This is a genomic window from Dyadobacter sp. CECT 9275, from assembly GCF_907164905.1.
Classification (GTDB): Bacteria; Bacteroidota; Bacteroidia; order Cytophagales; family Spirosomataceae; genus Dyadobacter; species Dyadobacter helix.
This window is the reverse complement of record NZ_CAJRAF010000002.1, coordinates 482602-503226: the sequence shown is the minus strand read 5'-3', so window position 1 is coordinate 503226 and position 20625 is coordinate 482602. Positions and strand designations below refer to the sequence as shown.

Here is a 20625-nt window from a genome sequence, read left to right as displayed (position 1 = left end):
CAGGATGACGAGTTAATTTATAGCTGGTGTAGATTTTTTTTGACTAACTTGGCCAGGTAAAACCTTGGTGTATTTTAAAGGGAACCCAGCTCTATGAAGGATGTTCAGATAAACGATTTACAACAGATAAGTTTCTTCAAGGAAGTGCCGGAAACACAGTTGCAGTGGCTGATCGACAACAGCAGCCACTATGTACTGAAAGCCGGAGAATTCCTTGCCAAACCCGATGAGCCGCTTACGGGAACGCATATCATCATTAGCGGTAAAATTGAACTTTACCGGATACAAGCCAATAACAAGCTGAGTATTTCAGAGTTACCAGCAGGAACCATTACGGGTATTCTCCCTTTTTCGAGGGGGAAGATTTCCATAGCATTTACCCAATGTATGGTGGATTCCCAGATTATGACTTTCCCGAAAGAAAAGCTGAAAGAGCTTATAATACATTACTACGAGCTCACCCAGGCACTGGTGGTGGTGATGACATCGCGGGTCAGGGAGTTTACAGAGCTTGAACAGCAAAACGAAAAAATGATGGCGCTGGGCAAACTATCCGCCGGGCTTGCGCACGAACTCAATAACCCTGCTGCAGCTATTGTACGTGGCTCAGCTTCGCTCAAAAAACACTTGCAGCTGGAACCTGAGGGGTTTAAAAAATTGATATCCATTCAGTTGAGTTCGGAATCAATAGATACGCTGAGTAATAAAATGTTTGAGGCACTGGGCCGCAAGGAGCGTCCCGTGCTGACGATGATGCAGCGTTCCGAAAAGGAAGACGAGATATCTGACTGGCTGTATGATCAGAATATCCAGGACGGGATGGATATTGCCGAAAATTTTGTTGAGTTTGGATTTGAAACCAAAGACCTGGAGGAATTCAAAAGCTGCCTGCCTGATAACGCCCTGGAACCGGTACTGAACTGGATTAACACCAATTTCACAACCGAAAGGATGGTATCTGAAATCCAGGAAGCATCCAGGCGCATTGCGGAACTGATCGGCTCGGTGAAAACATTTACTCACATGGACAGGGGTGGAGATAAGGATCTTGTAGATATTCATACCGGGATCAGAAATACCCTCGTAATGCTGAATCATAAAATTAAAAAAGCTGGCATTGAGTTATCCGAGGAGTTCGAAGAAAACCTGCCGCATATTACAGGAAAAGAAGGGGAACTCAACCAGGTTTGGACCAACCTGATCGATAACGCTTCCGATGCGCTTGAGGGCCAGCCCAACCCAAAGCTTACCATTAAAACCTGGAAGGAGAATGAATTTGTTAAAATAGCTGTGATTGATAACGGCGCCGGGGTACCAAAAGACATTAAATCCAAAATATTCGATCCTTTTTTTACCACTAAACAGATAGGCAAGGGAACTGGTCTGGGCCTGGACGTTGTAAACCGGATCGTGAAGCAGCACCAGGGAAGCGTAACGTTGTCGTCCGAACCAGGGCATACAGAGTTTCTGGTTTGTTTTCCAATAAATTAATAAAACTGAAATAACTTTTTGAAGGAAGATTTTTATGGGATTGCCGATTATTTTCTCAATAGACGATGATGCTCAGGTATTGCGTGCGATCAATCGTGATTTGAAAGCGCACTACCGGGATAAGTACAGAGTACTCAGCACGATTTCCGTGAAAGAGGCTATGGAAAGCTTGCTGGATCTCCAGAATAAGGGTGAGGAAGTAGCCATCTTTATTTCGGACCAGCGTATGCCCGAAATGCAGGGCGTTGATTTTCTGGAAAAGGCCATGCTGCTTTTTCCAGAGGCTAAGCGCGTGTTACTGACAGCTTATTCCGATACGGAGGCAGCTATTAAAGCCATTAACGAAGTGGGGCTGGATTATTATCTCATGAAACCGTGGGATCCTCCGGAAGAAAAGCTTTATCCGGCCATCGATGATCTGCTGAGCGACTGGCAGATGAATTATCGTCCTGATTTTAAGGGTATTAAGGTAATTGGGTATCAGTTTTCTCCCAAATCTCATGAAATCAAGGACTTTCTGGCGGGCAACCTGGTACCTTACCTCTGGCTCGACGCAGCCGCTCATGAATCAGCACAGTTCATTTCCACCAATAACCTTGAACCGAAGGATTTACCTGTGGTTATTTTTGAGGATGGGGCTTTACTGAAAACACCTGGAATTTTAGATATTGCCGGCAAGATTGGTCTGAACGCAGATATGAAGCAGTCGGTCTACGACGTGGTTATCATTGGTGCAGGCCCCGCCGGACTGGCGGCTTCGGTGTATGGCGCATCGGAGGGCTTAAGTACCTTGCTGATAGAAAGAAAAGCGCCGGGAGGGCAGGCTGGAACAAGTTCCAGGATTGAAAACTACCTGGGATTTCCTGCCGGATTAAGCGGGTCGGAGCTGGCCAGGAGAGCCATTACTCAGGCCACGCGTTTCGGGACCGAATTCCTTTCGCCTCAGTCTGTTAAGGAAATAAAGCTGAAAGATAATTACAAAACGCTTGTGCTGGAAGACGACCGGGAGATCACGGCCAAAGCGGTGGTGATCACTACGGGGGTTGATTACCGGAAGCTCGAAACCAAAGGAATCCCTGATTTTACCGGAAGCGGTATTTATTATGGAGCCGCAAGTACCGAAGCCGTTTCCTGTGGCGAAAAGGATGTTTACATTCTCGGGGGAGGGAACTCTGCGGGGCAGGCAGCCATGTACTTATCCAAATTTGCCAGAAATGTCTATATCATTATCCGGAAGCCTGACCTCGTTTCATCTATGTCGGCATATCTGATTGATCAGATCGACAATACAAATAATATAACCATACTTGGCTGTACCGAGATTCTGGAAGCCAGAGGTGAGGAACATTTGCAGGGGCTGCAACTGGTTGACCTGAATACTTCGGAGGAGCGCTGGGTAAAAGCTGATGCACTTTTTATCTTTATCGGTGCACGGCCATACACGGATTGGGTGGGACTTGAGATCATCAAAAATGACAAGGGTTTTATTGAAACCGGCAGGGAACTGAAAGGATACGACGATTTCAAACAGGTATGGAAAAATAACCGAGATCCGTACTTGTTGGAAACCAGTTGTCCAGGGATTTTTGCCGCGGGAGATGTACGTGCCGGTGCTATGAACAGGGTAACTTCCGCAGTGGGAGAGGGGTCCATGGCGATCAGCTTTGTGCATCAGTACCTGAGTGAGATATAATCGCGTTCATGATTTTATGCTATTTTCGCAATAATCCGGAAGCAATCCGTTACCTCAAAACATCAGATTGAAATTATGAAAGACCCGATTTGTAAACATATCTCTGGCATTACGGAGATCGTGCAGCCCAAGGAGCTCGTTTGTGAGGAATGTACTAAAGTAGGAGGTGAATGGCTGCATTTAAGGACCTGCCAGTCGTGCGGAGCTACTTTATGCTGTGACAGCTCCCCCGCAAAACACATGACGCGCCATTACATTCAAACCAACCATCCGGTGGTAATTTCTGCAGAGCCCGGAGAAAACTGGTTATGGTGTTATCCGGATAAGGCCTTTGTTGAATATGAATAGTATATTGTGAAAGTAATATTTAACAGATTAGCGGATTGCTCAGCTTTTAATGGAGTAGCCAAAAAAATATTCCTGAAAAAGATACATATCCTGCTGCTTTTTACGGCAGCAGGATATGTATCATGTAACCAGCCGGCGGGCAATGGAAAGGAAGCTGCGGGCATGTTGACCAGCGTCAAATCCTGGGAGATTTATGAAATCCGGGCAAATGATGCTCCCATTTTCAAGGATGGAAAAATGATTCAGCAATTTGGGGGCGTTGAGTTCAACAGGTATATGGTGGAGGTTAGTCTTCACAAAAACGGGACTTTTGAAGGAAAGTTCAATGAAGGCGGAGAAGGATCCCGGCTGGTATGGAGGCAGGAGGACGATCAAATCGTGGTAGCCGCCGCTGATGCTGCCGACAAACGCGGACAATGGACCATCCTGGCGAGAGATGTCTTCAAAAACAGGTTTGTCATGCAAACCACCACAACCGCTTACAGTTATCCAAATTCAACAACGGTGGGGCTTTATTTCAAAGCAAAATAAAGTACTTTTTTATTGATCCTAAGCTAATTCATTTATTGGCAGCACACAGCGTGTGCAATGGATAAAAGTCCGGTAATATGTATAATGCATCCGGCTGAGATATTTTCCAACTATTTCGTACTATTAGTGACTTTATTTATAATAAGATAAATTATAAATACTCCGACCAAGGAAATATATTCCCACCCTTGTCGCATTATTTCGTTAAGTGAATGTGGATTGAACGACCGTTAACTAATTGGTAATCAGTTAACTTTTTAAGATTTATTTCCCTTTACCCTCTCCAAGTTTTATTATTGCTATCTTCTCATTAATTCTACAATTTTTTTGCATTAACTTTACTCTTTGATAATTCCAAATTTATTACGATAATCAGATTGGGAGTTAAAAACTGCGTCTAATCTTCCTACAACTATTCAGAATATTTGCCCGCTTATGGATTTAAAAAAGAGCATTTTGGTAATTGATGATGAACCAAGCATCTGTAAAATACTAGAGCATTTTCTTAAAAATGATTTTAATGTTGTTGTAAAAAACGACGGCTCGGAAGGAATGATTTGGCTTGAACAGGGCAATTCCCCTGATCTGATTATTGCCGACCTTCAGATGCCTAACCTCAATGGTAAGGAATTTCTTAAAATAGCAAAAGCCAGTAATATCTATGCTGATATACCGGTGATCATACTTTCAGGCTCCGATGACAGCAGCGAGCGTATTCAGTGCCTTAACCTGGGCGCTGATGATTTTATGCTGAAACCCTTTAACCCAATGGAAGTACATGCGAAGATCAATGCTGTGTTACGACGAAATGCACGTTACTCATAAATGATTGAGACAATGGATTTGGCGATTCACCCGACTACTCCTGTCCGCGAGACAAGAGTGCCAGCAGTATTGTTCAGGGTTGTATACCTGAACCGGGATTTTGAACAGTATATGTATTTTCTTCAAAAATTCGGAGAATCCATGCAGGTGGAGTATTTTGATACGAAGCAAGGCGCCATGGATGCTCTGGAGCAGTATTTCCCTGCGGATGTGGTGATAGGCCACGAGAACGCGCTGGGATGGGAACTGCTGGAGCAAATCAGAAACAGTGGTAAGTTAGGTAATATCCCGTTTGTTATTCTGGTGGATAAGCTCACCAGAAGCGCGGTACAGAGGGCAAGACTGTTACGGGCTGACGATATTTTTGATGCAAAATTCAAGAATGGAGATCTGCTGACCAGGTTACACTACTTCAATAAGCGGCAGTGGTATATTGCTGAACGTGCTTCGCAGAAAATCAAATTTCAAAGTGCAGGGATTCCGTTATGGAAACGGGGTATTGATATTGCTTCCACCGGTGCAGCGCTCATCCTGCTGGCTCCGTTGCTGCTGCTGGTTGCTTTGCTGATCAGGCTGGACAGTAAAGGTCCTGTTATTTACAGGTCCAAGCGCGTGGGGAGCGGGTATCGTATCTTTAATCTATTGAAATTCAGGACTATGCGGACTGATGCCGATCAGATGATGCGGAAGATGGCTGCATTTAATATGTATAACAAAACCTCCGAACCGCTGGAATCGGAAGATGGTAGCCAACTTTGCGAGGAATGCCGTGCAGGCAATAATTGTAACAGAAGGCTTTTTCTGGACGGAAAGGAAATTTGCGAAAAGGTTTTCCAGGCACAGAAGGACAAAAAAGCTGCCTTTATGAAGTTTCAGAATGATCCGCGTATCACGCGCATCGGGCAGTTCCTTAGAAATTCAAGTTTGGATGAGCTTCCCCAGCTCTGGAATATTTTCCGTGGAGATATGTCTCTGGTAGGAAATAGGCCGCTGCCATTGTACGAAGCAGAAAAAATGACTACCGACGATAAAATCATGCGTTTTGCAGGTCCGGCAGGGCTCACAGGATTATGGCAGGTTACCAAGAGAGGGAAAGGCAAGGCAGATATGTCCGAAGAAGAACGTGCGCAGCTGGATGTGACTTATGCCAAGGAATTTTCATTTATGATGGATCTGAAAATCATCCTTAAGACATTCCCCGCCCTGCTGCAGTCCGAGAATGTTTGATTTGTTTTGATAATATTGTGATCAATATCGTATATATTGCCAGAGTACTTGATCCGGATACTACCCCCCCACCTCGATAAATGATTTTTTGGCTTATTTAACTGTCCTGTAAACCAAGGTCATTTTAATTTGTTGTACAGTACGCTATTGAATGTATATGAGATGTATCATTTTACTGCTTTTTTTTCTTTCCTTATCCATTGTATCCCACGCCCAGGAATCTCTTCACACGGAGGTTTCCTACGAATATCTGGATAAACTTCTGGCAGTAGCTCAAAAAAATTACCCCAAGGCCAGGATGTATAGCGCCAGGGTCGAAATGGGGAATTTTGGTATCAAAAGGGCCAAGCTTTCTTATTTTGAAGTCCTGTCTTTTTCCTACGTGTACAGCCCTTCACAGTATGCCAACGCAATTAATCCCAATTTCCTGAACGGATACCAGTTTGGCTTTTTCTTCAATATTGGTTCGTTGCTTCAGAAGCCTTCAATGATCAAGCAGGCCAAGATGGAACAGCAGGCACTCCAGTATGAAAAGGAGGCCTATGACCTGAACCTGGAGGCGGATGTCAAGAAAAGATATTTCACGTATGTCCAGAGTCTTGTTTTGTTAAGGATCAGAGCCAATGCGCTGCTGGATGGCGAAGCTGCCCTCTCCAGTATCAGACATAAGTTTGAAAAGGGAGAGACGACGTTCGAGAACTACAATAATGTATTGAACATGGTAACCGGCCAGCAGCAGGTTAAAATTACCGCTGAAACGGATGTACTTATTGCAAAGAGTTCGCTGGAAGAACTTTTAGGAGAAAAACTTGAGAATATAAAATGACAGAATTAATACAATTCCTGAGGCTGCTGAACCGTAACCGGATTATACTAATTGCTGTACCCCTGGTTACGCTGGTGCTGTGTTATTTTCTGGTGCGGGAGCTACCCGATACCTTTAAATCGCATGGAAGCATTGCTACCGGGCTCGTTGATAAAACGGAGCAGGTACTTTCCACTGCGGAAAAGGATCAGGATTCCGAGATAAACCGGAAATTTGATAACATCATTCAGATGATGACGCTGAAAAAAGTCCTTGATCAGGTTTCTTACCAGCTTTTGTTACACGATCTGCGCGCTGCCCCCGCTACTAGGTTCCGTAAACCAGGTAAAATAACCGAAGCGATGAGTAATGGTGAAAAGGCCAGGTACATTGCTTTGATTGATAAAAAACTGAAGGCCAGGGACGAACTTTTGCAGGGCAACAAGGATAATGATAAGATCATTGCCATGCTGGAGGAGCTAGGCTATGATCACCGGTCCATCCAATCCAAGATTAATATTTACAGGGTAAAAAGCAGTGACTATATCAGCATAGATGCGGAGGCAGAAAACCCGCAGCTTTCGGCATTTCTGATCAATACCTTATCCTCAGAGTTTATTTCTTACTATTCGTCCCGCCTGATCGATAACAACAATCGTGCTATTTCATTTTTAACTGAATTCCTGGGGCAGAAAAGGGTCGCACTTGCAGACAAAATGAACAATCTGCGTAATTTTAAGATCAGAAACAGGGTTTTGAACCTCAATGAACAAGCCAGAAGTTTGTATGGGCAAATTGCGGAGTATGAGTCTAAAAGGGAAATAGCCGAAAAGGATATTAAAGCGTACGGCGCGGCCATCAAAAATATAGACAATAAGTTTAACCCCGCCGACAGACGTTATCTGGAAAGCGCACTCACAGACGTTAACCAGGAAATTCTCACCACCAAACAGCAACTGAGGTCACTGAATGAAACCTATGTCCGGAATAATTTTGACGTAAAATACCAGCCCATGCTGGATTCATTACAAGGTAAGCTCGCCAGGCAGATTAACGAAGCCTCTGACCGTTACGTGTATAATCCAATGGTGGCCAAGGAAAATCTGGTCACCCAAAAACTGACACTGGAGATTGAGCTTGAACTTGCGGTCAACAGCGTATCCTCTATCCAGGAAGAACTCATCAGGCTGAACCAGAAATTTGATGCCCTGGTACCTAATGAAGCTCAGATTCAGGAATTTGAAGCCAGTATTGACATTGCCAGTAAAGAATACATGGAAGCTTTGCAGCGGTATAATAATATTACGATGCAATCGAGCTTCCCGGTTTACCTTAAGCCTGCAGAAAAGGCCATGCCCGGGACCGTCCAGCCGTCCAAGAAAATGGTACTGCTGATTTTGTCCGGTATTATCAGTTTTACATTTTGCCTTTTCGTCTTTTTCATACTCTTTTATTTTGATAATTCGATCAGATACCCCTTACAGCTGGCCAACGAAACTGACATACCCGTAGTGGGGTATCTCAACTATGTTTCGGGCGGGCTGGATCTCCGGAAAATTCAGAATGAATCTACAACTGAAAAGTCAATTTTGCTTTTCAGGAACCTGGTACGCTCTGTAAGATACGAGCTCGATGCGGAACGTCCTGGTCGGAAAATCATCGTGATCACAAGCCTAGGTGAGGGAGAGGGAGAAACGCTGCTGACCATTAGTCTTGCCTGGGCTTTTTCAAAGATGAATAAAAGTGTACTGATCATTGATGGTAATTTTAATAATCAACATATTACGAAACTGAACCGCGGAACGGTTTTTCTGGAAGGTGTACTACGTGGAAACGATCATCTGATCACCAAACCGGAGAACGATGGAATCAGTATCCTGGGTAATCATGGAGGAGATACCTCTCTGAATGAAATAGCGAATGAAGTGCAGATCGGGCAAACGCTGGAAATGCTCAAAACCAGATTTGATGTGATCCTGATAGAAACAGATTCCCTGGTTGCCATGAACAAAGCAAAGGAGTGGATATCGTTTGCCGATTTGGTTGTGTCCGTTTTTGCTTCGGGAAAAACCATCCGGGCGGAAGACAAATCCAAAATCGATTACTTCAAAAGCCTTGGCTCCAAATTTACGGGGTGGGTACTTACCGGTACCAGGGATATTGCGGAGCAGGCTGGAAAAACAAACAGGAAGGTAGAAGTATGATACTGATTAGCTATTTATGGATTTTGATCCAGGCATTTATTGGTTTCCAACTCGTATTTCCGGTTTTACTGGCGGTTATCCGGGCAGTGCGGGGGACGATTCAGGAGAAGATATTGTCTGCTGACCTGCCTGATTATGCCGTGATCATCACCGCCTATGAACAAACAGATCAGTTGCCGGATGTAGTGAATTCGGTGCTTGCACTGGACTATCCCAATTACATGATATATCTAGTGGCAGATAACTGTGATATCTCCGGCCTCCATTTTGACACTGAGAAAGTGATACTGCTCAGGCCCGAAACTGTACTGGCTGGGAATGTACGTTCACATTTTTACGCGATAAGGAACTTTGTCAGGGCGCATTCACATCTTACCATTATCGACAGCGACAATCTGGTTTCGAGAGATTACCTTACGGTCCTCAATCATTTCTTTCAATCGGGTTTTGAGGCTGTTCAGGGCGTGAGAAGCGCTAAGAATCTGGACACTATGTACGCCCGTCTGGATGCTGCCAGGGATATTTATTACCATTATTATGATGGCAAGGTGCTTTTTGGCGCAGGATCTTCCGCCACGCTGGCAGGGTCTGGAATGGCGTTTACCACCTCTTTATTCCGCCAATGTCTGGAACATCTGGATATTTCCGGCGCCGGGTTCGACAAAGTGCTTCAGCATGCGATCGTAAGCCGTGGATATCGTATTGCCTTCGCCGACAAAGCGCTGGTATATGATGAAAAAACTACAGGTTCGGAGCAACTCGTCAACCAGCGGGCAAGATGGATCAACACCTGGTTTAAATACTTTTCGCTTGGTTTCGGCCTGGTAGGGAAGGGTATCCTCGGGTTGGACTGGAACCGGTTCATTTTTGGCCTGGTACTTCTGCGTCCACCACTTTTTATATTTCTGATACTCTCTGTTTTGTTTATGCTGGTTAACCTGCTGATATCTCCCTGGATGGTATTGGCTTGGTTTACAGGCTTGTGTATTTTTGTGTCGGGTTTTCTTTTCTCCTTAATCAGCAGTGATACCGATCCGCGTATTTATCAGTCACTGAAAGGAATCCCTCAATTCATGTACCTGCAGATTGTATCATTGTTGAAAGCGAAAAGGGCTAACAAGATATCCGTTGCAACCAGGCATAATGTGAAAAAGGAATTTGAAAACTAGTACTTATGAGGATCCTGCCCACAAATAAAACACGTAAGGCAAATACGGAACCGGAGCTGACGAAGGTGCAGATCGTCACCCGGGTGGTTGCTTTGCTTGTGGCGCTGATCAGTGTTTTTTTCTTCTTTTTTAAAATATTGTTCTTCTAATTCAATCCAGTCATTTTATTGAAGGATCCAGGAAACATAGGCATGCCGTTAAAGTATAGGTCGCTGAGCTCACTTCCGCAGACGCTTGTGGGGGCAGGTCTTATCGTGGTGATCGCCGTTGGGCTGGGTGTTGTTACTGCCAAGGGGGGGATCGTGGCTGGCCTGCTGATCCTGATTGCAATGATCGGAATTCCGGTTGTATATGGTATGATAGCCTACCCGATATTCGGAATTTCCTGTATCATGATCATGGCGTTCATGCTTTTCTTTATTTTCAGGCTGGGTGTGGCTTTTCCCTTGGGGACCGTGCTGGATGGTATGCAGGGCTTATTATTGCTTGGCTTTTTTATACAGCAGAGAAGTAAACCCAACTGGAAGATCTTTCAGGGCCCTGTGGCTACGATCATACTGATCTGGATCGGCTATAATATTCTTGAAGTCATTAATCCATGGGCGGAGTCACGGCTTGCGTGGGTATATACCGTACGTACAATAGCCATTCTTACCTTGATGTATTTTGTATTTGTTTATCAGATCAATTCGATAAAATCCATCAGAATCCTCTTAAAACTATGGCTGATACTGGCTTTTATAGCTACGGTGTATGCTTATAAGCAGGAGCTCATCGGAATTGCAGCGTCCGAACTGGCCGGCATGGAAAGTGACCCGCTGGCCGTCAGTCTGATGTTCATAGACGGGCACTGGCGAAAGTACTCCATTTTTTCGGACCCGGTTGAGTTTTCCTATAACATGGTGATCAGCGCTGTATTATGTATTTCGCTTGTCTCGGGCCCGCTGGCTAACTGGAAAAAGACGGTTTTAGTGATTTTTACCTTTCTGATGTTGAACGCCATGCTCTTTTCAGGGACAAGAGGAGCGTATGTACTGGTACCTGCCGCGCTCATCCTGTTTGCCATCCTGCATTTCAGCCGTAGGATCATGCTTTTTTCTACCATTGCGGCTTTTGTCATCATCGTAATGATATACATCCCGACGGGTAATCCCTCTCTGGTGCGTTTCCAGAGTGCGTTCCGGCCTTCTGAGGATGCCTCATACAGTGTCAGAAAAAATAACCAGAAACGTATTCAGCCCTATATCCTTACACATCCGATGGGTGGAGGCCTTGGAGCAACGGGGATGTGGGGCGTGAGGTTTGCGCCGTATTCCTTTCTGGCGTCTTTCCCGCCCGACAGCGGCTATGTCCGGGTGGCTGTTGAAATGGGTTGGATCGGATTATTCATTTTCTGTTGCCTGATGTTCATTGTGCTCAAATCTGGTATTGAGAATTTTTACCTCATCCGGAACCCCGAACTAAAAATGTACTGCCTGGCGATGACCATGGTTCTTTTTACCCTGCACATTGGTAATTTTCCGCAGGAGGCACTGGTACAATATCCCAACAATATCCTGTTTTACCTGGCCATTGCTATCATTCAGGTTACGTACAAGCTGGATAGGAAAATCAGCCTTCAGGAAGAAACTGAAAGCTGATCAGTTACCCGTGTTTCTGTTGCCTTCATCTCCTCATACGGCATGGCGGGCGGCTCAAAAGCTATAAGCAAACCCGTCCATTACGAATAACCATTACAGAAAGGCCTATTTCAGATAATTATAATTGAATCTCAGGTGACGGTACAGGTTCCTCATGGCAACGATCAGCAGATTCTGGTTGTCGCGCCACATATTCCGTCGAACCGTACTGGGCTCATCTTCCGAATTCTTTTGCTCAAAAAGGGACGTATACTCGTTAAAGAACAGTGACTTACCCTTTTTTCGTAGTACCGACATCATCATCTCATACTCTGTCGCTTCTACTTTTATTCCTTCTACGTATCTGCCGAATTTCTGAAAGAAAGTACTTCTCCGAAGGTGGGGATGATCACTGTAATAATAAAACTTCCGGTAACCTGGATAGGTGATTTTGAACAGCATTTCGGAAAACCCGTCACCAACAGGCTTTAAATAGGGATAGTTGAAATAGGCATAAAATCTTACCATATCCAGGTCAGGCCTTTCATGCATAAACTTCAATGCCCGCTCAAAATTCGGCGGGAAAATGGGTTCCGGTACAAAATCCTCCTGCACATAAAGCGTGAAATCGGTTTTTACAGCGTCCTGACCTTTGTTGATATTGTTGCCTAATCCTTTATTTACTGGAGTTGTAACCAAGGTAAAGTCATAACTTTTTGTCAGATTCTGGATATAGTCCAGGTGCTCCGGCTTACTTCCGTCGTCAGACACCACGATGCCTCCAAAATTGCATTCCAGTTTTTGAAACGCCCTGAGGAGCCTTTCCAGCGAGCTGCTGCGGTTGTAATGGGTAATGAGCAGGGTAACGTCAGGAAAATTATACATGCAGTATTATTTGAGATAGGAAAAGAAAATTTTCTTCATTTTGCTAAATGTCTTACGTGAAATCCGCACGTATTCTGGAATCGGCTTGTGGTTTTTCCAGGGGGTCAGTTTCAGACATTTATAAAATTCGTCCCCAAAACGCTTGTTGCCGTTATATGCGCGGTATATGGGTTTTATATCGAGAAAATGTATCAGAAATGGATCTGGGACCTCAATAACATCGTTAGCGAAGGTATTCCATCTGGGGTCGAGCTCTTTCCATTTTTGGTACAACACCACATTGAGTCCATACTGATCCGCCAGGTTCACGTAGGGGCCGTTGTCGTATAAACATTGGATTACCTGGTTGGTCATATCCTCCTTCAGCCACTTTTCCTGATCCACCACCAGCAAGCCCGCATTGAAATATTTGGTTTCTGGCGGCATGCCAAGTTCCTTATAATTGGGGATACCTGCCCAGCTGTTGCTCACGGTTTTGGAAATATCCTGGACAGCACCCACCATATTATCACCCAAATCCGAATTCCAAAGTTTTGAAATATCTTCCTGAAGAATCATGTCCACGTCCAGATAAATATATCTCTTGGTGCCCTCCGGTAGGATGTAGGGTGCAAATATCCTCAGATAGGTGGTCATGGGCATGGCCGATTTATCCGACGGTACCTTAACAAGATTGTCGGGAATAACACTGGCTGATTTAAACCACTTCATCCTGATTACCTCTTCACTGGCCGACGCGCGGATATTCTCCCGGCTCTCTTTTGAAATCCCGTCGTCTATGATATACAGATCAATTTTTTCAGCTGTTTTATGCGTAAGTTCAATTGATTTAACGAGTGCTCCGAGCAGAATGGCGTAGAAGTTGTTACTTGCTACAACAATATTAATGGGCTCCGTGGTAGTCATATGGATTGGCGGGAACTTGTTTAGGTTATTGATATATTAGAGCGCCTGACTGCTTTCAGGCGAATTCCTTAGCGAGACGCAACTGTACTTTCACTCTGTTTTTGAAAGCGTTCCAGATACTGCCGTCATCCATGAGCCTGCGGGAAGAGGTGAAAACCCGCGCTTTGGGATGGGTTACAAGTTCGAGAATGCCTTTGGTACGGAGGTTTCTGGCCATTCGCCCGTCTTCTGAATCATTTTCAAAATCACTCCCCACAGAACCCCCGTACTTACGGTTGGTAACGGTATTGAAGCCGCCGGTTTCCAGTCCTGTTTGGGTTACGAGGCCCATATTAAACCCGTAAACATTGAGATACTCGCGTTTGCGTTTTCTGATTCTGATGATAACCGATGTGATCAGTTCATAAAACCAAAGCCCGAATCTTCCGCTGCCTTCGGGGGGAATGAAGGAATACCTGCCATAGACACCTTTAACATGGGTATCTTTAACCATCGGTTCCACCATCAGGTCTATCCACTGAGGAGGGTAGAGGGTGTCGGCATCGGCGCAGAGGTGGTACTTTCCCTTTGCTTTTTCCAGGCCGTGCTGGCGGGCATAAGGTATGCCCTGCCGGGGTTCGAAATAGCTGATAACCCCGAGTTGATCCAGTACCTGCTGTGATCTGTCGGACGAGTTATTATTGATGACAATGATTTCGACTTTATACCGGGTAACATTGGCCGAAAGCGATGACAATGTGCGGAAAATATTGTCCTGCTCATTCCAGACAGGTATTACAACGGATACATCTGGTTGGTCACTATGGAATAAACTGATTCTTCTTTTTAGTTCATTTATCTCATTATCAGTAAGATCACTGAATTTTTTTTGTGGATATAAATGAGACTTTACCCATCCCGGGAGGCTGAAAAGAGACATATTATAAACTGAGCAGGTTATTGAGCAAGGGATGTACTGATTTTATTTCAAAGTTAAATTTTAATTGATATAACTTGAAAAAAAGTTTCTATTTAATTGCCTAAGATAATTCTGGAACATTAATTTTATTTTGATAAAATAATTCTACTTTTGGGCCAGGAAGCCTAAGGTCCAAGTTCTCATTATTGTACGAAACAAGCCTGAAAATCGCCGTCATTCCGGATGGTTGACGCGCTCAACGAAATTTTGGTATGTTAAATAAAATACTAAGCTTAATTGTATGGATAAGGTATGGACGGCTACCAATAGATGTCAGATATTACTACCGGGATACTTATTATTGTCAGGTTGTCCAGCTCAAATACCTTCTTAAGGATTATTTTTTCAAGCCCAAATATAAGGAACTGTCTTTCCAGGGAGAGTTTGCGCCGGAGCTCCAGTTTGTCCTGCCGTTTGCCTACTGGCACTTCAAAAACGGAACGCTGAAAGGGACACATTCTTCCAGGTATACCAAGGAACTGTATTTCTTTTCTGAAAACCATGAGGAGCGTTTTGACACCAGATCCAATGAGGGCAACTACAATTACGAGATGCCCAGGGTGTTGTACAGCCAGAACTATGATATGAAAAAATGGCTGCCGGTGCCATTGAAGGAGGTTTACAAGAATAATGTTTATCAGTATGACAAGCCCATTCTGATCATTGCCAACCGTTATAATATGGAATGGGACGGCCCGCCTGTCAGCTTTTACAGTATCGAAATGCTTAAGTTTATGCTGGATAAGCTGAAAGACCGTTTTACTATCATCTATAACAGGCCAAGACCTCAGAATATCACGATGGACAACAGCGACATTTATGATATGGACGAATTCAGCTGGCTGGCAAGTGAGTATCCTGAGGTGATCCTGATGGAGGACCTTTTTGCAAGGAATGAGGGTAATGCCAGAAACTTTAACCATCTTCAGCTGATGGTATATGCAAATGCCTCACATTTTATTTCTATTCATGGCGGTACGGCAACTTTGGCCAGTTATTTTGGTGGCATCAATCTGATTCTTTCAAAAAAGGGTCCGGAGCATCATTTCAAATGTTTTGAAAAATTATACCCCAAGTTTTCAGGTGCCCGCATTCTTCATGCAAAATCCGATGAGGATGTAAAAGCTTACGTTGACAGTTATTTCGTAAACGCTTGATAAAGAATGGAATCCAAAGCCAAGGATCATTACTGGATTAAATCGGGGATACTGAATGTACTTCAGAATTTCTCTGGAGTTTTTTTTGGCTTCGCGGGCTTTTATATTCTGGTGCGCGTCCTGAGCAAGCAGGATTTTGGTGTTTGGACCCTTTTTATGTCGGTTACTACCATTCTGGAAGCGATTCGCGGGGGGCTTATTCAAAATGCACTTGTCAAATACTTGTCCTCGTCCCGGCCCGAAGAGCATTCGGCCATCATCACGGCTTCAACCTTCATAAGCGGGATCATTACCATCACAAGCGTTGTATTACTGCTTGCCTTTGCGCCTTATCTTAGCACGGTATGGTCTTCGCCGCAGCTGATAAGCCTTTTATATGTGTATGTACTGGTGTTTCTTTTTTCAGGAGCTCTCACGCAGTTCAACGCGGTCGAACAGGCCAACCTTAAATTCAACGGGATTTTCATTACCAATTTCATACGGCAGGCGTCTTTTTTTTCTTTTATCCTGATCACCTATTTGATTGGTTTTCAGATTAAACTGGTACATCTGGTCTGGGTGCAGACTTTCAGCGCTTTTTTGAGCGTCATAGTCGCTTACCGATTTGTGAGGAATAATTTCAAGATTTCCCGGTCGGTGGTAGGCCGAGACTGGCTGGGAAAACTTTTCGGATATGGTAAGTATGCGTTTGGGACCTCGGTCAGCTCACTTTTGTCCGGAACTGTGGACCAAATGATGCTTGGTGGGATGCTTTCACCTGCTGCCTCAGGCGCTTTCAACATTGCCGTCAGGATCACCAATCTCATTGATATCCCCGGCAACGCCATAGCGGTGGTGGTGTTTCCGCAAAGTTCCCGCAGGATGGAAGAAGAGGGGGGCGGGGCCATCAAATACCTGTATGAAAAATCTGTGGGTACCACGCTGGCTTTGGTGCTTCCGGGTGTATTGTTTTTGTATTTTTTCTCTGATTATGTCATACATTTTATCGCAGGTGAAAAGTATACCGACTCCATTCCGCTGCTTCACGTGACGTTACTGTATTGCCTGCTCATTCCCTATGGTCGCCAGTTTGGTACTATTCTTGATTCTATCGGAAAAACCAGGACCACTTTCCTGGTAGTACTCGGCACCACCATTGTCAACCTTGGTCTTAACTATATTTTTATTCTCAGGATAGGAGTAATGGGGGCGGCTTATGCCACGCTGGTTTCCAATATCGTGGGATTTGCGGTCGCTCAGATTATTCTCAGAAGGGAAATCGGTGTTAGTCTTTGGAACACAATTATTTATCTGTTCAGATTTTACCCCGAATTTTTTGAAAAGTATATCAAACCGGTGTTAAAGCGTAAACTGGGGCAGCCAGATTAATCACAGAAATAGGATTTTATGGTCGGTATCAAATTCAACGGGCGTTTGGGAAACCAGCTGTTTCAGTATTTTTTCATGTTGTATCTCAAATCTAGAGATAACGGTAAAATTTACTTTTTTACAAACCCTCACCATGCCTATCTGGCCAGGTATTTTGATTTTGGCTGGTATCATAACCTTACACTGCGTTCTAAGGCCTATTCGGTGCTTGCAAGGATGCTTCCTAAGATTTTAAGTTTCAGGGATATTTATGTCCATAATTTTTTTGGACCCAAAGAACACAAACCGGTTAATTTCACGATTTATAATGGGTTTTTCCAATCCGATTTTTACATCAGACATCTTCCTGAAAGTGCACGGTCGCCTATTCGGAAAAAGTTCCGGGATCAGTTTGAGCGGGAGTTCGGAGCCATTTTTAAAAATCACAAAACGGTTGTGGTACATATCCGCCGCACCGATTACCTGTCCTACGGGAAAAGAGATATATCGTTACCCATCGACTATTTTAAGAGGCAACTGAATTCTATTGAAGATTTGGATAGTTACAAGGTGTTTTTTGTGAGTGACGACATGGCGTTTGTCAAAGCAGAATTTCCGCACAAGGATAACTACATTTTTTCGAGCAACTCCGAGATCATCGATTTTCAGCTGATCCATCATGCCGACGTTGCCATCATTTCCAACAGTACTTTTGCCTGGTGGGCTGCCTATCTCAGTCCTAAGAAGAATATGGTGATTGCCCCCAAAAACTGGTTTGGTTTCCGGATTGGCCGCGAGCATCCCAAAGGAATCATGACCGACCGCTTCATCTGGCGGGAGGTGCTGCAATCGCCCTGAGGTTCAGACCAGCGATTTATAAAGATCCAGCGTCTGGTGTATGGAAACGTCAAGCGGGAAATCTGCAAGCCTTTTGCTCCCTTTGGCAATGAAAGTTTCGCGTTTGGTCGAATCGGTCAGGAACATCTCAATTTTATCAGCCAGATCTTCCATAAGGTGTGCTTCAAAATAGGCGACCGCGTCTCTCGCAATTTCCTTAAAACAGGGTGTATTACTGAGGAGTATCGGGCACTGTGCCTTGAAAGCTTCAAGAATGGGCAGGCCAAAACCTTCATGCAGAGATGGGTACACGAAAAGAATAGTGTTCTGGTAAAGATAGTTCAGCTGCTCGTCTGTAACGTTTACATGTTTCACGCGATCCGTTAGTTTAAGGCGATAGAGCAATTCTCTGTCGGCAATTCCCAGGGGGCCTCCCCCTGTTAACACCACGTTGAGGTCAGGATACCTGGCCGAAAGCTTTTTGAAGGCATCCATGAAAAGGTAAAAGTTTTTATAACCACTCCTGTCGCCCACGTACAAAAGGTAGTTTTTGGGAAGGCCATCCACCGGTTTGAAAATCAAAGGTGCGGAGTCTATCCCGTGATAAATGACCGATACCTTGGATTCATCCACATCGTGGTATTTGAGCAGATCACTTTTTGTCGTTTCCGAAATAGCAATGATGGCGTCAGCTCTTTCTATATGTAACCTTTTGTTGTGCGTAAGATAGTCATGTACCCAGAAATATTCCGGTAACTTCTCATACGTCATGTCGTGTATGGTGGTTACCAGCGGCTTTTTGAGAGAACCTAGAAAATATGGGTCGTAGTAGGTGGGGTGAAAAATATCAAAGTTGTTTTTACCAACAAGATATTTGCAATAGGATTCATTCAACTGGAACAGTTTTCGGTCGATGAACTGTGATTTGAGCAAGCGTTCCATCACACGGTCTGTTGCGGTTTGCTCATTTTTAAGGTAATGATTGCGGGAGTACAGAAAACCCACTTCGCAGGAAAATTCGGGAGAGTGGTTGATCTGCTGGATAATATTGGCAAAATATCTGCTGATGCCACCATAACGCTGGGTGGTAAACTTCTGATGGTCAAAAAGCACTTTGATCATAGAATACTGAGGTGTTTTATCTATTGTTAAATATATTTTATGATCTTTACCAATACAAATGAATACTACAAATACTAACCCGCATGACGTTAAAATGAGGCGCTCCTAAACGGGATTTAAATTGCGGAAAGCAAGTTGGTAGGATCTGCAAGCCTTGATTTTTTTTACTTAATATCAGTTGGAATATAAATGTAGGAATTTTATTTGGTGGTTGGTTGAGAGCTGATTATTCTATTTCTGTCACTCCCAAATTTTTCAGAAAAGTACCGGAATGAAACTTAACGGACATCAGATCATTATTTTTGGCTTGCCCAGGCTTGATGCGGAGATCGAATCAACCAACTACACCACGGCCAGGCTTTTGGCGAAATACAACCGGGTTTATTATGTAGAAAATCCCTATACCATAAAGGATTACTGGAGTTCCAAGGGAACTGCCAGGTACAATCTCCGTAAAAAATACTTTTCCCTTTTCAATACGGAACTGGTAGAAACGGACACACCCGGGTTGTCGGTCATTATTCCTCCCGTGCTGCTTTCGATCAATTTCCTGCCCGAAGGCCGCTTTTTCAGGGCGTTGTTAAGCTTTAATGAGTACCTGATCGCTTTTAAGTTAAAGCGATTTATTAGAAAATACGGGATAGATAAGTATCTCTATATCAATTCATTTAATTTTCACTATCCCCTACTGGCTGATCGGCTCAAGGCCAGGTTGCAGGTATACCATTGCCTCGACCCGCTCGTACTGGCTTTTGAAAGAAAACATGGTTGCCGGTCGGAGGATATCGTGATAGCAAAGAGTGACATTGTACTGTGCAGCAGTAAGCAGCTATTCAGCGAAAAACAGAAAATTAATCCCGCTACTTATTTTGTGCCCAATGCTGCGGATCTGAGTCATAGTATAAAGGTTTTAGACCCTTTACTGCAGGTGAACAGCTTGCTGGCAGGAGTTTCCAAACCAGTTATCGGGTATTTTGGTGCTATCGAAAGAAGGATTGACTATAACCTGCTTACGGAGGTCATATACGGGAACCCTTCGTTGAATTTCGTGTTTGTAGGGCCTGTTGCCGAGGAGTTTGTACCTGCGGGATTCACGGAAATGAAAAATGTAACCTTCACCGGGCCGGTACCCTACCATCAGATGCCTGCCATGGTAAAGGGTTTTGACGTAGCGTTGATTCCTTTCAAAAAGGATGAATTCAGCCGCACCATTTTTCCGTTGAAACTTTTTGAATACCTCGGTGCCGGCAAACCTGTAGTATGTACGGACTTCAATCCTGACCTCGCCGATTTTACTGAAGATACCGTCGCTTACTGTAGTGATGCGGCCGAATTTTCGGAGGCAATTCACGAGGCATTAGCCAGCGACGGCACTCCACAGCGCGAACGAAGGATTGCAGTTGCCTCCGCCAACACCTGGGAAAAGCGGGTTGACGAGATAGCTGAAATCATATTTAAAGGACTTCTCGAAAAAGAAATGGCCGAGGTATTCCGGAATTAG

The 20625-nt window shown here is 44.3% G+C and carries 19 protein-coding genes; 15 read left to right on the top strand and 4 right to left on the bottom strand.

The annotated features are described in order from the left end of the window. The first annotated feature begins 93 nt into the window (after positions 1–93). The 11 genes from KOE27_RS10290 (at position 94) to KOE27_RS10240 (ending at position 11933) form a co-directional block, all read left to right on the top strand. Positions 94–1491 (top strand): ATP-binding protein, encoded by a 1398-nt coding sequence (locus KOE27_RS10290; protein ID WP_215238804.1) that lies wholly within the window; start codon positions 94–96, stop codon positions 1489–1491. 34 nt (positions 1492–1525) lie between these two features. Continuing rightward, positions 1526–3184, top strand: coding sequence for an FAD-dependent oxidoreductase (locus KOE27_RS10285; RefSeq protein WP_215238803.1), 1659 nt, complete (start codon positions 1526–1528; stop codon positions 3182–3184). 75 nt (positions 3185–3259) lie between these two features. After that, on the top strand, positions 3260–3532 hold the full coding sequence (locus KOE27_RS10280; protein WP_215238802.1) for a UBP-type zinc finger domain-containing protein: 273 nt from the start codon (positions 3260–3262) through the stop codon (positions 3530–3532). Between the two features lie 6 nt (positions 3533–3538). Further along, positions 3539–4063, top strand: a complete 525-nt coding sequence (locus KOE27_RS10275; protein WP_215238801.1) for a hypothetical protein — start codon at positions 3539–3541, stop codon at positions 4061–4063. 435 nt (positions 4064–4498) lie between these two features. Continuing rightward, on the top strand, positions 4499–4888 hold the full coding sequence (locus KOE27_RS10270) for a response regulator transcription factor (RefSeq protein WP_215238800.1): 390 nt from the start codon (positions 4499–4501) through the stop codon (positions 4886–4888). A 12-nt stretch (positions 4889–4900) separates the two neighbouring features. Further along, positions 4901–6115, top strand: coding sequence for a sugar transferase (locus KOE27_RS10265; RefSeq protein WP_229252730.1), 1215 nt, complete (start codon positions 4901–4903; stop codon positions 6113–6115). Positions 6116–6272: 157 nt separating this feature from the next. Next, positions 6273–6941: a TolC family protein gene (locus tag KOE27_RS10260; protein ID WP_229252729.1), complete on the top strand. Its 669-nt coding sequence runs from the start codon at positions 6273–6275 to the stop codon at positions 6939–6941. Beyond that, positions 6938–9124, top strand: coding sequence for a GumC family protein (locus tag KOE27_RS10255; protein ID WP_215238798.1), 2187 nt, complete (start codon positions 6938–6940; stop codon positions 9122–9124). The genes KOE27_RS10260 and KOE27_RS10255 overlap by 4 nt, the downstream gene beginning before the upstream one ends. Further along, on the top strand, positions 9121–10293 hold the full coding sequence (locus KOE27_RS10250) for a glycosyltransferase (RefSeq protein ID WP_215238797.1): 1173 nt from the start codon (positions 9121–9123) through the stop codon (positions 10291–10293). The genes KOE27_RS10255 and KOE27_RS10250 overlap by 4 nt, the downstream gene beginning before the upstream one ends. Before the next feature lie 5 nt (positions 10294–10298). Next, positions 10299–10442 (top strand): hypothetical protein, encoded by a 144-nt coding sequence (locus KOE27_RS10245; RefSeq protein ID WP_215238796.1) that lies wholly within the window; start codon positions 10299–10301, stop codon positions 10440–10442. 18 nt (positions 10443–10460) lie between these two features. Continuing rightward, positions 10461–11933: an O-antigen ligase family protein gene (locus tag KOE27_RS10240; RefSeq protein WP_215238795.1), complete on the top strand. Its 1473-nt coding sequence runs from the start codon at positions 10461–10463 to the stop codon at positions 11931–11933. Between the two features lie 105 nt (positions 11934–12038). On the opposite strand, the gene KOE27_RS10235 is transcribed toward KOE27_RS10240, so the two are convergent. The 3 genes from KOE27_RS10235 to KOE27_RS10225 are packed head-to-tail and all read right to left on the bottom strand — an operon-like array spanning position 12039 to position 14622. Continuing rightward, positions 12039–12797 (bottom strand): glycosyltransferase, encoded by a 759-nt coding sequence (locus KOE27_RS10235; protein WP_215238794.1) that lies wholly within the window; start codon positions 12795–12797, stop codon positions 12039–12041. Positions 12798–12803: 6 nt separating this feature from the next. After that, positions 12804–13703 (bottom strand): glycosyltransferase family 8 protein, encoded by a 900-nt coding sequence (locus tag KOE27_RS10230; protein ID WP_215238793.1) that lies wholly within the window; start codon positions 13701–13703, stop codon positions 12804–12806. A 55-nt stretch (positions 13704–13758) separates the two neighbouring features. After that, a complete protein-coding gene (locus tag KOE27_RS10225; protein ID WP_215238792.1) occupies positions 13759–14622 on the bottom strand; it encodes a glycosyltransferase family 2 protein in 864 nt (287 codons plus the stop codon). A 251-nt stretch (positions 14623–14873) separates the two neighbouring features. Between KOE27_RS10225 and KOE27_RS10220 the strand changes: the two genes are divergently transcribed. From KOE27_RS10220 to KOE27_RS10210, 3 genes are read left to right on the top strand one after another with little or no spacing between them, the layout of a single operon-like run. Further along, positions 14874–15818: a hypothetical protein gene (locus KOE27_RS10220; protein WP_215238791.1), complete on the top strand. Its 945-nt coding sequence runs from the start codon at positions 14874–14876 to the stop codon at positions 15816–15818. A gap of 6 nt (positions 15819–15824) precedes the next feature. Continuing rightward, complete coding sequence (locus KOE27_RS10215) at positions 15825–17186, top strand: flippase (RefSeq protein ID WP_215238790.1); 1362 nt, start codon at positions 15825–15827, stop codon at positions 17184–17186. A gap of 18 nt (positions 17187–17204) precedes the next feature. Further along, positions 17205–18023 carry an alpha-1,2-fucosyltransferase gene (locus KOE27_RS10210; RefSeq protein ID WP_215238789.1) on the top strand — a complete coding sequence of 273 codons (819 nt, stop codon included), beginning with the start codon at positions 17205–17207 and terminating at the stop codon, positions 18021–18023. 3 nt (positions 18024–18026) lie between these two features. Here the strand turns inward: KOE27_RS10210 and KOE27_RS10205 are convergent, their stop codons facing one another. Further along, positions 18027–19124 carry a glycosyltransferase family 4 protein gene (locus KOE27_RS10205; RefSeq protein WP_229252728.1) on the bottom strand — a complete coding sequence of 366 codons (1098 nt, stop codon included), beginning with the start codon at positions 19122–19124 and terminating at the stop codon, positions 18027–18029. A gap of 271 nt (positions 19125–19395) precedes the next feature. Between KOE27_RS10205 and KOE27_RS10200 the strand changes: the two genes are divergently transcribed. Then, the gene (locus tag KOE27_RS10200; RefSeq protein WP_215238788.1) at positions 19396–20625 is read left to right on the top strand and encodes a glycosyltransferase; all 1230 of its coding nucleotides are present in this window, start codon (positions 19396–19398) and stop codon (positions 20623–20625) included.